Raw genomic sequence first — 14,402 nt, forward strand, 5'->3', positions numbered from 1 at the left:
ATGTGATGGGAATAGGATCACATTTTTAGCTGGCTCCACTTATTTTAATCTTTATAAAAATCTATCAGCGAGCCGAAATACTGCTCATTCCAGCCGGCAATAATATCTTCATAGGCTTCATCCGGAATATTAACATGCTTCAGCTCCACATCTGTTCCCTTTGGAGATGGATGCAGCTTGATGGTTACGATCGACGGATTTTCTTCTTCTTCCTCTTCATCATCCATAAAATACCATTGCTGCACAATCTTTTTGTCCTGCTCAAATTCCAGGTTTTTACCCACAATACTTCCTTCCCATAAAGCGAATTCAGCACCCGGCTCTGTCGACATTTCAGCTACTTCGCCTGTCCACAGCTGAATGGTGGCCGGATTGGTGAGTGCCGCATATACTTCTTCAGGCGGGGCAGCGAGTATAAAATGTTTTTTGTAATCTTTCATGGTTTCAAAGCTACTGAATTGATGAATTATTATTTACTTTTCTATAAAAATTGAGCATATGCAACTAACCAAACTGATCCCGAATATCTTTTATTCGGATATGAATGTAGGTTTGCAGCTATTTGTGGATACGCTGGGGTTTTCGGTGGCCTACCGCGATGACAGCGGGGAACAGCCGTTTTGCATCGTCAAGCGGGATAACCTGGTGATCCATCTCATTGAAAGTCATGAATGGGCCATCAAAGACAGACCCGAAATAAGACTGGAAACCGATGATATAGAAGCGGTATATGCGTTAGTGAAAGGGAGTCACCCTGAATTACTACACCCCAATTTACCGGAAATAAGGCTTCAACCCTGGGGAGCGCTGGAATTTGCCCTGAGAGATACAGAAGAAGTGTGCGTGATCCTTCAGCAGCCTTCCTGATTGTTCATTTCCGGGCATTTATCGTCCATTTCCGGACAGAAAAAGAAAGGCGATTCCCCTGTAATTCTTTGTGGATAAGGCCATGCAACTATGGCGGTTTTCTTGTGTCTTTAGGGCGTCTATCAAATCCGCCTTGCCATGATCAGGAATTATTTGAAAATTGCTTTCAGGAACCTGTTGAAGAACAGGGCTACCTCCTTTATCAACATCTTTGGTTTATCCGCCGGCATGGCGGTAACCATGCTCATAGGCTTATGGATCTGGAATGAGTTGTCGTACGATAAGTACCATGCTAATTACGACCGCATTGCAAACGTATGGCAACGTATGTCAAAAGGCGACGAGGCAGGCGCATTTAATTCAATGCCCATTCCTCTGGCAGCGGCTTTGCGGAGCACCTATCCCGACGACTTTAAGCAGGTAGCGATAGTGGCAGATGGCACACATACCCTTGCTGCAGGAGATAAAAAGTTTACCCGTACCGGCGTTTTTTCAGAATCCGGCGGTCCTGAAATGTTTTCTTTGAAGATGTTGAAAGGCACACGTAACGGCCTGAAAGAACCGGCGTCTGTCTTACTGTCTGCCCGCCTGGCTACCGCTTTGTTCGGCGACAAAGATCCAATGGACCAGCTGGTGAAAATGGATAACAACCGTAACCTCGTACTGAAAGTAACAGGTGTATATGAAGACCTGCCCGAAAATACTTCCTTTAGCAACATCGATTATATTGCTCCGTGGGCGCTGTTTATAAATAACTGGACCTGGATAGGCGATGCGAAAGACAGGTGGGACTTCAACATCACGAAAATATTTGTGCAGCTGGCAGACAATGCGGATATGGATAAAGTATCTGCAAAAATAAACCAGGTATTGGCGCCGCATGTAACCCTCGACCCAGGCGTGAAAGGAGAAATATTCCTGCACCCGATGCGTAAGTGGCATTTGTATTCCTCTTTTGAAAATGGTGTGAACACCGGCGGACAAATACGTTATGTGAAACTGTTTGGGATAATAGGACTGTTCGTATTAATGCTGGCCTGCATCAACTTTATGAACCTGAGCACCGCCCGGTCGGAAAAGCGTGCAAAAGAAGTAGGTATCCGTAAAGCTATTGGTTCTATGCGCCGGCAGCTGATCTGGCAGTTCCTGAGCGAATCTGTGCTGGTGGCATTCTTTTCTTTTGTGTTATCCATATTGATCGTATTAATAGTGCTGCCCTGGTTTAACCAGGTAGCCAATAAACATATTGGCATTTTATGGGATAGCCCGGTGTTCTGGCTTATTGGCCTCGGATTTAGTTTGTTCACCGGTTTACTGGCAGGCAGCTACCCGGCGCTTTATCTCTCCTCCTTTCAGCCGCTGAAGGTATTGAAAGGTACTTTCCGCGCCGGCCGTTTTGCCGCCGTGCCGCGTAAAGCACTGATCGTAGTACAGTTCACGGTATCCATTATTTTAATCATCGGCACCATTGTTATTTACCGGCAAATCCAGTTTGCGAAAAACCGCCCCGTAGGATATACGCGTAATGGCCTGCTTTCCATACAAATGACTACCCCGGAAATCTACAAGAACTATAAGGTGATCAAGAATGAACTGATGGGCTCTGGCCTGGTTACCGCCGTGTCGGAGTCGCAGGGGCCACTCACCGATATATGGGCCAGCGCAGGCGATTATAAATGGAGAGGGCAGCGATCTGACCAGGAGACCGGCTTTGTGGTGATTGGCGGCAGAATGGATTATGGTAAAGCGGTTGACTGGCAGTTTATTGCAGGCCGCGATTTTTCAGAGCAGTTTGCTTCGGATTCTATGGGACTTATTTTGAATGAAGCGGCGGCAAAATACATGGGATTTGATAACGCGGTAGGTGAAATTATCCGCAAGGATAGCCTGGATTATCATGTGCTTGGCGTGGTGCATAATATGATCATGGCCTCGCCGTATGAGGAAGTAAGACCCGCTATTTACTACCTGCTGAAAGAACCCGGAAATTTTGTGAACATCCGGATTAACCCGGAAGTAAGCACCGGTAAAGCTATGGCTACTATACAAAACGTGATGCAGAAATATAATCCCGCTGCACCGTTTGAATATAAATTTGCCGACGAAGAATATGCAAAGAAATTCAGTGAAGAAGAACGTATCGGGCAGCTATCTACTTTCTTTGCGGTGCTGGCTATCATGATCAGCTGTTTAGGTTTGTTTGGCCTTGCTTCTTACCTCGCGGAGCAACGTACCAAAGAGATAGGCATCCGCAAAGTAATGGGCGCTTCCGTATACCAGTTGTGGAAAATGTTGTCGAAAGATTTCGTGATACTGGTCACCATTTCCTGCTGTATTGCAATTCCCATAGCATGGTATTGCTTAAACAGGTGGCTGTTACAGTATGAATATCATACCACCATTGTATGGCAGATATTTGCCTTTACCATGATGGGCGCCTTGCTGATAGCGCTGCTCACCGTAAGCTACCAGGCCGCAAAAGCCGCACTGGCTAACCCGGTGAGGAGCCTGCGGGCAGAATAATTTTTCTTTTCCCTGTGCGGTAAAAAAGGTATTTTTATTGAATATCCTCAACCCGCTTTGAATAATGAAAAATAGCCGGCTGTTTGCTGCATACCTGTTATTCTTACTTTGCATAGCTGCCGGCAGCCATGCACAGGCGCCCGCTGCGTGGATACGTATTAACGAGCTCGGATATCTTCCCGGTGGGGTTAAAGCAGCCGTATGGGGCGGTAAAGGGATTGCACAGCCCCGCACTTTTCAACTGGTGTCAGCAGCTACCGGTAAAGTTGTTTTTACAGGAAGTACAGGTACACCTTTCGGCGCCTACGGCCCGTTTGATCAAACCTGCCGGCTGGACTTCTCCGCCTATTCATCTCCCGGAAAATATTACCTGAAAACAGACAGTACCATTTCACCTGCTTTTCGTATAGGCGATAACGTATATGCAGGCACGCCCGGTTTTTTGCTGCGTTATATGCGGCAGCAGAGAAGCGGATTTAATCCAACACTCAAAGATTCCTGTCACACGCACGACGGCTACACCATGTACGGCCCTATGCCCGACAGTACGCATATCGACGTAGTGGGCGGCTGGCATGATGCCACCGACTACCTCCAATATGTAACTACTTCCGCCAATGCAGCCTTTCACCTGCTGGCAGCTTACCGCGATTTTCCGGGTGTTTTTGAAGATAACTATTCGGCCAATGGCCTGCCCGGCAGCAATCATATCAGCGATGTGCTGGACGAAGCAAAATGGGGCCTCGACTGGCTGTTGAAAATGCATCCATCCGATAACGTGATGTTTAACCAGGTTGCAGACGACCGCGATCATCACGGTCTTCGCCTGCCTGGCGAAGATAATTTTTATGGTAAAGGCTTTGAACGCCCCGTATATTTTTGCACCGGCAAACCGCAGGGTTTAGGTAAGTACAAAAACAAAAGCACCGGGGTCGCATCTACGGCAGGAAAGTTTTCCAGCGCTTTCGCACTTGGATATGATTTACTGAAAGCAACAGCGCCGGCATATGCGCAGCTATTGAAAACCCGGGCTTTCTCCGCCTGGCAGATGGGACAAAAACAACCCGGCGTATGCCAAACAGCATCTGTATTATCGCCCTACATTTATGCAGAAGACAACTGGACCGATGACATGGAGCTGGCCGCTGCACAACTGTACCACATCACAAAAGAAACGCAATACCGCCAGGCGGCTGCAGGCTATGCCGCGCAGGAAAAAGTAACGCCGTGGCTGGGCGCCGATACCGCCAACCATTACCAGTGGTATCCATTCATCAACCTCGGGCATTATGCGTTGGCACAGCAAAGCACCGGCGCAGAAAGGGCACGGCTCACCGGGTATTATGAAACCGGTATCCAACAGGTGTGGAATAAAGCGAAGCATAATGCATTTTATCGCGGTATACCATTTATCTGGTGCAGCAATAACCTGACGGCCGCTTTTGTCATCCAGTGTTACTGGTACCGGCAACTCAGCAATAAAAATACTTTTGCAGCGCTGGAGCAGGCAAACATCGACTGGCTTTTTGGCTGCAATCCCTGGGGGACCAGCATGGTTTACGGGCTGCCTGCAGATGGTGATACGCCCACAGATCCGCACGCGGCCTTTTCTGCTATCGGCCACTACCCGGTAGATGGCGGACTGGTAGACGGCCCTGTATACACCAACATCTACAAAAATCTCATTGGCATCCGCTTGTCAAACCCGGATGAATACGCCGCGTTTCAAAGTAACCTCGCCGTGTATCACGACGATGCAGGCGATTACAGCACCAATGAGCCTACAATGGATGGTACGGCCTCCCTGGTATACCTGCTGGCCGCCAAAGCGCAGGAAGGGGCCGGCAAGCGGCAATACAATCATGGGGGATTGATCCGGGGAGATAGCAGCAAAAAGCAACTGACACTTGTTTTTACCGGAGATGAATATGCAGACGGCGCACAATTAATCCGCCATACATTGCAGCAACAGCACGTAAAAGCCGCATTCTTTTTTACCGGCAGATTTTATCAGCAACCCGCTCACCAGGCACTCATCCGGCAGTTGAAAGCAGACGGACATTACTTAGGCGCGCACGGTGATCAGCATCTCCTGTATTGCGACTGGCAAAACAGGGATAGTTTACTGGTTACAAAAAAACAGTTCCTCGACGATCTGCAGGCCAACTATACAAAAATGGCAGCAGCAGGGATTTCAAAAGAAGCCGCTCCCTGGTTTTTACCCGCCTATGAATGGTACAACGACAGCATTGTGACATGGGCCGCCACAGCGGGATTGCAGCTGATTAATTTTACACCGGGCACACGTTCCAATGCCGATTATACCTATCCGGCGCTGGGAAAACAATACCGTACCTCGGCGGAAATTTATCAGTCCATTATGCAATATGAAGCAACCCGCCCCGCCGGGTTGAACGGCTTCCTGTTGCTGACGCATATAGGTACCGATCCCCGCAGAACGGATAAATTTTATCACCGGCTGGGCACATTGATCACCACGCTGAAGCAGCGCGGATATCATTTCAATACATTGGAACAGGTGCTGCAATAACAATAATGGTCCTTTTGGTGACCTGCCAATTTTTAGCGAACTTGAACAGATGAATGTGAATAAAGACAAAGACAACCAAAATTAAGACGGGTAGTTAGTACGCTACCCATGACTGTAATCGACCAAACTTAAACCCGCTAAATTTTTTCTATGAGCTTGTTTCTATTGAAGATGGCTAAAGGCCGGTCCTTTTTGCTATTCCTGTTCATGAACGTGCTGGCCGTTGCTACCTATGCGCAGGTGAAAATTTCAGGCCAGGTAACGGATAACCAGCAATCCCCTATTCCCGGAATCACGGTGGTGGTGAAGAATACAAAACTGGGCGCTCAAACAGATGGTGAGGGACGTTATACCATCAGTGGCAACCTGCAGCCGGGTAATTATACGCTGGGGTATTCAGGTATTGGTTTTGCCGCCGGTGAGCGGGTGCTGGTAGTAAGTGCCGGCGCCAACACCTACACGCAAAACATCCAGCTGGCTGCAGAAGTATCCAAACTGGATGAGATCGTGGTAACCGGTACCTCCGAAGGTACCACACGCCGGCAGTTGGGTAACTACATCAGCACGGTAAAAGCGGATGAACTGAGCAAAAGCGGCTCGGGTAACGTGCTGGGAGCCCTGCAAGGTAAAACTGCCGGTGCGCAGATTTCCCAGAACTCCGGGGACCCCGCGGGCGGCATCTCTGTAAAACTCCGTGGTATCAGCACGATATCAGGTTCTACAGAACCTTTGTACATCATCGACGGGGTGATCATTGATAACTCCACTACGCGCGTAACCAATGCCGATCCGAGCTACGGCGTTGGCGGAGCAGCCGATGCTGCGGGTGGTGCAGGAAACAAATTTGTAGGTAACGTAGGACAGAGCCGTATCTCTGATATTAACCCGGCAGATATTGAACGGATAGAGGTGCTGAACGGTGCAGCGGCTGCGGCCATTTATGGTTCCCGCGCCAACGCCGGTGTAGTACAGATCTTCACCAAAAGAGGCAGCGCCGGTGCGCCGGTGGTTAATTTCTCCACCAGTTTTTCGGTGAATCAGCTACGCAAAAAACTGGATGTGAACCAGGCCCCGGTGAAGTTTGGCGGCTCTCCGGACGACTCTACCCAAAATATCCTGACACCCGCTGTAGTGAGTACTACACCGGTAAACAGGTACGACTACCAGGATTATATTTTTCGTACCGGCGTAGGAACGGATAATAACATTTCCGTGGCCGGTGGAAAAGACAAAACAAAATACTACGCATCCGGCAGTTACTTTTATAACCAGGGAATTATTAATAAAACAGATTTCAGCCGGTTCAGTTTCCGCTTAAACCTCGACCAGGAGCTGGCCAGCTGGGTGAGCTTCAGTGCCAGCCTGAATTATGTTTACAGCAAAGCAAATGAAAAGCCCGATGGCAATACGTTCTATTCTCCCATGAATGGCGTAACCATCATCGGTAATTACTATGATATACAAAAACGGAATGCCTTAGGTCAGCTGATGAAGGTGGGAGAACGCGGCCGCGTAAACCCCGTGTCTATCATGGAAGACTTTAAACAGCAGCAACATGTAGGCAGGGTAATTGCCGGCGCCGGCATCAAGCTGCGGCCAATCAAAAATCTCACAGTTGATTACCGGCTGGGTATCGACAACTATAACCAGGAAGGTACCACCTTCATGCCTGCATTCGCCTATTTTGTAAGTCCTGGTTTTTTTGGCGGCGGCCCTGACCTGGACCCCGCACAGAATGGTTATGCCAGCGCGGGTAATAACAATTCCTTTTTGATCAACCACGACCTCAATGCTACCTACAACTGGGATATCAGTGATAAACTCAGTTCGGTAACACAGGTGGGTTACTCTGTACAATATCAGAAAATGCACTACACCCTGGAACAGGGAAGAGGGCTGCCTCCTTTTGTACAAACAGCAGACAAGGCCACTACTATTATTCCTGGTGCAGATCAACGGACGGAGCTGTCTATTTCCGGAGAATATATCCAACAGAATTTTAAATACCGTAATCAGCTGTTTATTACAGGCGCCCTGCGCGTGGATGGATCTTCCGTATTTGGGGTAGATGAAAGGAACCAGCTGTATGCCAAGCTGAGTGGCAGCTACGTGATATCCGGTACGGATTTCTGGGAAAAATCATCCGTATCCAAATGGTGGAACCTGTTGAAAATCAGGGCAGCCTATGGTGAATCCGGTAACCTTACGGGTATCCCCGCATATGGCCGTTATAATACCTATGATGCTACCGCTTTCATAGGAGCGGCCGCTTTCCAGTCGCCCTCCACTTATACAAATCCCGATGTGAAACCGGAAAAGCAGAAGGAACTGGAAGTAGGTACCGACCTGGCATTCTGGGATAATCGTGTAGGCTTGTCCGTTAACTACTACAAAAAGCGCGTGGAAAACCTGCTGATCAGCCGTGCCGTAGCCCCCACCAAAGGCTACTCTTTTTACCAGGATAATATTGGCACCCTGGAGAACACCGGCGTGGAAGTAGTATTGAATGTAATGCCGGTGAAGACAACCAATTTCAACTGGAACCTGACCGCCATCTATAACCGTAACCGCAATAAAGCGGTGGATATAGGACAGTCGCTGATCCTTTATAACACCGTGGGCGGCGCGCCTGTGGGCATTGCCAACGGGGAACCGATCGGATTTTTCTATGGTACCTTCTTCGCCAGGGATGAAAATGGCAACCTCCTGAAAACGCCCGCCGGCATACCGGTTACGGAAGCTGGTAAACAAAATACGCCACTAACGTATACGATTGCACGTGATCCGGCTACTGGTTTACCACCAGCGGGTACTACGGCATTGAATAAAAAAATAGGTGATCCTAACCCCGATTGGACAGGCACCCTCACCAATGATTTTCAGTATAAAAAACTAGGTCTTCACATACAGATAGATGCCGTGCAGGGCGGAGATGTATTCAATGCCGACTGGCGGACCAGGCAAGGCGTAGATAACGGAAAAGTAGCTGAACAGGAAGATCTCGGATTGCTCCCCCGCGGTTTCATAGCGGGTAACTACAACATACAGGAATGGAGAATTGATGACGGCTCCTTTGTGAAGCTGCGGGAAGTAGCTTTCAGCTATAGCTTTGGTAAGCTGAAAGGACTAAGCGATTTAACGGTAAGCGTAGGTGGCAGGAACCTGATCTCCTGGGACAACTACAAAGGATACGATCCGGAATTAAATGCGGCCGGACAAAGTACTGTATTGCGCGGAATTGATTTTGGCGCTGTACCGGTGCCCCGGAGTTATAACCTGTCTGTCCGCGCAAAATTTTAATCACAAAAAAAGAGCTATCATGAAACGATATATGCAATATAGTATCCTCGCCATCGCTTTGTTCTGCACCTTCGCCGCGTGTAAGAAAGATTACCAGGATCCATCGGGGCCTTCATCAGAAGGAGCTTACAGCTCTCCCGCCACGTTGGCGAATGTAGCAGTAGGTTTGCAGACCTGGTATACAAAGGATCGTACAGGACTGTTATATACCACGGTAACTTCCGGTAGTTTGCTGGTTGGAGAAACCTTTGTTACTAATCCCGGTAATACAGATGAAGCGCAGATCAGCGCAGGCGGAAGTAAGGTGCTGACTACCAACGTGGTGGTTACCGGTATGTGGAATGTATCCAATAAGATCCGGTATGAAGCCGATAGTGTTATACGCCGTACCGGCGCCATTGTTACAGATAAGAGTTTTGCCAGCGGCCTCATTGCTTATACTACTATTTTTAAAGCCCTCGCTCTCGGTATACAGGCCAACTTTTGGGAACAGGTACCGGAAAATACCAGTACGCCTGTACTCTCATCCGGCGGAGTGAAGTTTGTTCCCGGCAAGCAGGGTTATGTAATGGCAGCGGCCGCACTGGACAATGCTATCAGCACTGTAACGGCCACGCCTATAGGAAATACCTTTTTAGCCAATATCCCGGATAGCGTGGATATCGTCAATACATTGTATGCGCTGAAAGCCCGGTATGCACTATACGCCGGCGATTATGCAGGCGCCATCACCGCCGCCGACAAAGTGAACCTGAATGTACGCTCCACTCTTTCCTTTAATCCGCAGATCACCAATCCGATCTTTACATTGGTAACGGCTACCAACAACATCTATAACGTGGTAGATTCCACAATGGGATTGCCGGTGCCTATACAGCCGGATCTGGCCGATCAGCGGGTACCGTTTTATATCGCCCGGCCTGCTAAACCTAAGTTTAATATCAACGGTTTCTTCAGAAGTACGCAAACCTCTGTGCCCATCTACCTGCCGGGAGAAATGCTGCTGATTAAAGCAGAAGCATATGCCCGTCAGCATGATATCGTGAATGGTCTGATTTTCCTGAACAGGGTGGTTACCAAGAAAGCATCTGAAGATGCATTTGGTATTGGTGCAGCCTTACCACCGGTAGCTGCAGCTACTGAAGCGGAATTGTTGACGTTGATCTATAAACACCGCAGAATAGAATTGTTTATGGGCGCCCAGGAACTGGCGGATAGCCGCCGGTTCGGAAGACCCGTGTCAGAACGGAAGCGGAGCTATTTCCCATATCCGTTTGTGGAACGGAATGATAACCCGAATACACCGGATGACCCCGCATTTTAATGACGCAATATTCAGGCTGCTGCAACCAGCGGCAGCCTGAATATCGTTTTGAAATAGCGGGTAAAGTTGCTATCTTGATGTTTAAGTATGGAAATATATACCACCCTCCAGATAGGCGCCTATCATGTTAACCATTGCGAAGACTATCTCTTCTTCGATCATATCGATAGTAATAAAATCATCTGTGCTGTAATGGACGGCTGTACAATGGGAAAGGATAGTTATCTTATTTCTTCGCTGACAGGTAAGCTACTGAGAAAAATTTGTAAGTCGCTAAGCTACAAATCCTTTTATTCCAAAGAATATCCCGAAATGCTATTGGATGATTATCTTAAAATCATCTTACAGGAATTATTCTCAGAATTAAAAATTCTCAAAAATCATCTGCAACTGGAAAGAGAAGAGTTGCTGACCACGTTAGTTATTTTATTGGCAGATACCGGCACAGATAAAGGTGTGGTGCTGGTGGTGGGAGATGGAGTAGTTAACATCAACGGCGCCATTATTACTTTTGACCAGGATAATAAACCAGATTACCTGGGTTATCATCTGTCGGAAGATTTTGATCATTGGTATGACGCTCAGCTGCAAAAAATATTTCTACATGAACTTATCGATGTCAGTATTGCTACTGATGGTATAGAAACATTCACCAGGGTGGCGGCGCCGGAAAACTCCGAGGTGATAAACCCGGTAGATTTCCTGTTAAATGATCAGACAGGAAGAGGGAATGAAGAAATGCTGAATATGAAGTTGAAAGTGATAGAACATAAGTTTGGATTGAATCATACGGATGATCTGGCAGTGATACGGATGATAAAATGAGTTCCCGCACAGAATAGCTTTATACCGCACTACGTCCATATTTTTCCCCGGTAGATAGTAGAAGGACGGTACCCCAGCTTTTTAATACCACCAGGCAGGTGGCTGTTGAATAAGGAGATCATTTGTTTCATGAACTTGATTTTTGTAAGGATTTTCAGGAAGGAAAATTGCGGGGAGTGTATTGGCAGACCTGATAATATAACATGTAAAATTTTATACGGGGATAGAATGCCCGTGGAAGAGGAGTTTTCAAGAAATATTTTTTTCAGATATATAACGCTGGTTTAGCGGTATTGGAGCTGTTAATATGTTTGTTAACAGAGACGTTAGTTTGTTTGTTAATCCAATCAGAGCAGCCCCTGGTGACTTGCGGAGCTGATAAGCCCTGCAACGTTTTTTACCTGGAATTTCTGAAGCAGATTTTTACGGTGATTTTCAACGGTGAACTTGCTTAAAAAAAGCATTTCAGCAATGCGCCTGGTGGTGATACCGGAAGCAATAAGTTTCAGGATTTCCAGTTCCCTGGTGGTCAGCACCGGGGCATCTTTTGCATCCTTCAATCCCGGCCGGGCGATAATTTCTTTTATGGCATGGCTAAATACGATCTGGTGTTGCAAGGCGTCGTGAATGCAGCGTACCAGTTCTTCCACAGAGGCATTTTTAAGCAGGTAACCACTTGCGCCGTTTTCAAGCATTTTCATAACGGCGCTGCGTTGATCATGGTTGCTCAACGCCAGCACAATGGTATGGGGAGCTGTTGTTTTGATTTCTTTACACAAGTCTATTCCGTTCCCATCCGGAAGGATAATATCAAGCAGCACCACATGAACTGGGTTGGCATTGAAAAATTGGAGGAAATCCCTGGTGTTGGTGAACGTACCTGCAATTTCAAATGCCTCTTCCCCGGAAAGGACATTGACCAGCCCCTGAAGTACCACCGGGTGATCATCAAGAATGGCCAGCTTGTATTTCGGTTGTAACATACACTTCAATATTTATGGAAGTACCTGGTTGGTTCCCCCTGGAAAGGATTTCTATTTTACCATTCAGATAGGCCACCCGGGTTTTGATATTGATGAAGCCCATACCCTGATTTTCATGCAGCACCTCTTTATTGAGGCCCGTGCCATCATCCTCAACAGTAATAAAAAATTTGTTATCCCGCTGGTTGCACTGTAGCAGGATGTTTTTTGCTGTGGCATGTTTTACTGCATTGGTCAGTAATTCCTGCACAATGCGATAAATGATCACCTGTTCTCCCTGCGGGATGTTTGTCTGAATCCCGAAACACAGGAAACGAACAGTTGTTTCTTCGGATTCAAATGCATCGCAAAGATCTTTCAGTGCAGCTTCAAGGCCCAGCCTTAACAACATTTCAGGCATCATATTATGGGCAATCCGCCGTAGCTCTGTTACGGATGTATCCATCTGGCCGATTATTCCTTCCAGTTCCAGCCGGTTGCCGGAACTTCCACTGCCGGCAATTTTGGAAAGATTGATTTTCGTAGAAGCCAGTAACCCTCCCAGGCTGTCGTGAAGATCCCGCGCTACCCGTTTGCGTTCTTCTTCCTGACCTTGTAACATGGCATGCGAAACCTTGATCTGTTCCTGCTGGAGGGCTGTTCTCTTTCTGTTTTTATAAAAGAAGTACCCCAGTAGCAGGATCGTAAATAGCAGTACACTTACTAATCCCAGTAACCAGCTTAGCAATATGGTTCGTTTTAATGCGAAGTTCGCCTTGTCATTGGATGCATTCAGTTCCGTAATTTTCCGCTGATGTTCCGCATTCCTGAATTTTATTTCCAGCGCATTGATTTTTGTTTCCAGGTTACTTTGTGCAACGCTGTCGCTCAGGTAACTATAACGTTTCAGCCACTGGTAGGCTTCCGGAATATTCTTCATGTCCTCATTGGTTGCTACCAACCCATAATACAGTAAAAGCCGGTTAGCTGAAGTATTCATAAAAGGCAGTTTGCTGTACAGGTCGAGAGCTACGCGGCGGGCCTGCGGCAGATCCTTCTTATTGTATAGCGCATAAAATTTTTGCAGCAGCAAACGTTGTTCAGGGTATGGCTGATGCAGTTGCCGCGCCAAAGCAATGCCTTTCTCTGCAACCGCAAGGGACTGATCAAATTTTTCCGCGATGGTAAGCCGCATACTTTCCCCGGCATAGTAATCCAGCCATTCATCCGCTTCGGGGTAAGGAGTCAGTAATACCCGCATACTGTCAAGGTACAGGGCGGCTTTTGCGGAGTCGCCGGACAGTGAATAATTCTCCGATAAGGTATGATAAGCGGTAGCCAGGTACCTGATATTTCCTTTTTCGTTTCTTAATGTTTCAATCGCCAGCTGCAGGTATATTTTTGCTTTGGCATATTCCTTCAGATTTTTAAATCCGTAGGCGAGATCCAGGTAATTCTTTCCCAGGTAGCGTTGGTCGCCGGATTTTTGTGCCAATGGTATTGCCTGGTTTACAAGCAGGTTCACATAGGTTTCCGGATCGTCTTTTTCAAAGTGGAATACCCGCGCATAATCATGCCAGCACATGGAACGAAAAAGCAATGCTTCTTTGCCCGGGAATTTCTTCAGGATGTTTTCCGCCTGCATGAAAACTTTAGCGGCCGAGTCGGGCGCTGTAGGTGCCAGCTTCCTGGCTTCGTAGAAAAGGGATACGGCCTGCAGAAATGGATGGCTTTTGCTGAATCCTTTACCCAGCTGCACATATTTTTTGGACAGTAGCGTGTCTTTGTCTTCCCATTCATCCGCCAGGAGAAAACTCACACGGGCTTTGACACTATCATCTGTTGCTTGTTCAAGAATACGGGCAAGACTGTCCTTATCAAATCTCCCGGGCGCCTGCTGGGTATAGCTCCGGGTTACTGACAGCATAAGAATAAGTACGAGTGTAAGTAGCTTCATAACAATTTGCAAGTTGTTACATATAATCGTAATAATAAAGATACATCAAGAGAATGACTGAAAACAGCTATATGCAAAATGACCATTTTCCGG

The 14,402-nt window shown here is 47.4% G+C and carries 9 protein-coding genes; 6 read left to right on the forward strand and 3 right to left on the reverse strand.

Features of this window, described 5'->3' with window-relative positions; translation table 11 throughout:
• Nucleotides 1–44 precede the first annotated feature (44 nt).
• Nucleotides 45–440, reverse strand: a complete 396-nt coding sequence (locus ACMXI2_RS00580; protein ID WP_483779803.1) for an SRPBCC domain-containing protein — start codon at nucleotides 438–440, stop codon at nucleotides 45–47.
• A gap of 58 nt (nucleotides 441–498) precedes the next feature.
• Between ACMXI2_RS00580 and ACMXI2_RS00585 the strand changes: the two genes are divergently transcribed.
• The 6 genes from ACMXI2_RS00585 to ACMXI2_RS00610 all read left to right on the forward strand — a co-directional run bounded on the left by ACMXI2_RS00585 (nucleotide 499) and on the right by ACMXI2_RS00610 (nucleotide 11,390).
• The gene (locus ACMXI2_RS00585) at nucleotides 499–867 is read left to right on the forward strand and encodes a VOC family protein (protein ID WP_483779804.1); all 369 of its coding nucleotides are present in this window, start codon (nucleotides 499–501) and stop codon (nucleotides 865–867) included.
• 138 nt (nucleotides 868–1,005) lie between these two features.
• Nucleotides 1,006–3,390: an ABC transporter permease gene (locus tag ACMXI2_RS00590; RefSeq protein WP_483779805.1), complete on the forward strand. Its 2,385-nt coding sequence runs from the start codon at nucleotides 1,006–1,008 to the stop codon at nucleotides 3,388–3,390.
• A gap of 64 nt (nucleotides 3,391–3,454) precedes the next feature.
• Entirely contained in the window at nucleotides 3,455–5,941 is a 2,487-nt protein-coding gene (locus ACMXI2_RS00595; RefSeq protein ID WP_483779806.1) for a bifunctional glycoside hydrolase family 9 protein/polysaccharide deacetylase, read from the forward strand.
• 150 nt (nucleotides 5,942–6,091) lie between these two features.
• Complete coding sequence (locus ACMXI2_RS00600) at nucleotides 6,092–9,241, forward strand: SusC/RagA family TonB-linked outer membrane protein (protein WP_483779807.1); 3,150 nt, start codon at nucleotides 6,092–6,094, stop codon at nucleotides 9,239–9,241.
• Between the two features lie 19 nt (nucleotides 9,242–9,260).
• The gene (locus ACMXI2_RS00605; RefSeq protein WP_483779808.1) at nucleotides 9,261–10,565 is read left to right on the forward strand and encodes a RagB/SusD family nutrient uptake outer membrane protein; all 1,305 of its coding nucleotides are present in this window, start codon (nucleotides 9,261–9,263) and stop codon (nucleotides 10,563–10,565) included.
• An 87-nt stretch (nucleotides 10,566–10,652) separates the two neighbouring features.
• Entirely contained in the window at nucleotides 10,653–11,390 is a 738-nt protein-coding gene (locus tag ACMXI2_RS00610) for a protein phosphatase 2C domain-containing protein (protein ID WP_483779809.1), read from the forward strand.
• Nucleotides 11,391–11,737: 347 nt separating this feature from the next.
• Here ACMXI2_RS00610 and ACMXI2_RS00615 read toward each other — a convergent pair whose 3' ends face one another.
• Together ACMXI2_RS00615 and ACMXI2_RS00620 are read right to left on the reverse strand one after the other, a co-directional pair.
• Entirely contained in the window at nucleotides 11,738–12,373 is a 636-nt protein-coding gene (locus ACMXI2_RS00615) for a response regulator (protein ID WP_483779810.1), read from the reverse strand.
• Complete coding sequence (locus tag ACMXI2_RS00620; protein WP_483779811.1) at nucleotides 12,339–14,309, reverse strand: sensor histidine kinase; 1,971 nt, start codon at nucleotides 14,307–14,309, stop codon at nucleotides 12,339–12,341. Before ACMXI2_RS00620 ends, ACMXI2_RS00615 begins: the two co-directional genes overlap by 35 nt.
• Nucleotides 14,310–14,402: the final 93 nt, after the last annotated feature.

Source organism: Chitinophaga sp. G7 BAM 1005 (genome assembly GCF_057126945.1).

Bases quoted from the DNA above. Each gene is read 5' to 3' on its own strand.
- ACMXI2_RS00580 (WP_483779803.1), bottom strand. From the start codon at position 440: ATGAAAGATTACAAAAAACATTTTATACTCGCTGCCCCGCCTGAAGAA.
- ACMXI2_RS00585 (WP_483779804.1), top strand. From the start codon at position 499: ATGCAACTAACCAAACTGATCCCGAATATCTTTTATTCGGATATGAAT.
- ACMXI2_RS00590 (WP_483779805.1), top strand. From the start codon at position 1,006: ATGATCAGGAATTATTTGAAAATTGCTTTCAGGAACCTGTTGAAGAAC.
- ACMXI2_RS00595 (WP_483779806.1), top strand. From the start codon at position 3,455: ATGAAAAATAGCCGGCTGTTTGCTGCATACCTGTTATTCTTACTTTGC.
- ACMXI2_RS00600 (WP_483779807.1), top strand. From the start codon at position 6,092: ATGAGCTTGTTTCTATTGAAGATGGCTAAAGGCCGGTCCTTTTTGCTA.
- ACMXI2_RS00605 (WP_483779808.1), top strand. From the start codon at position 9,261: ATGAAACGATATATGCAATATAGTATCCTCGCCATCGCTTTGTTCTGC.
- ACMXI2_RS00610 (WP_483779809.1), top strand. From the start codon at position 10,653: ATGGAAATATATACCACCCTCCAGATAGGCGCCTATCATGTTAACCAT.
- ACMXI2_RS00615 (WP_483779810.1), bottom strand. From the start codon at position 12,373: ATGTTACAACCGAAATACAAGCTGGCCATTCTTGATGATCACCCGGTG.
- ACMXI2_RS00620 (WP_483779811.1), bottom strand. From the start codon at position 14,309: ATGAAGCTACTTACACTCGTACTTATTCTTATGCTGTCAGTAACCCGG.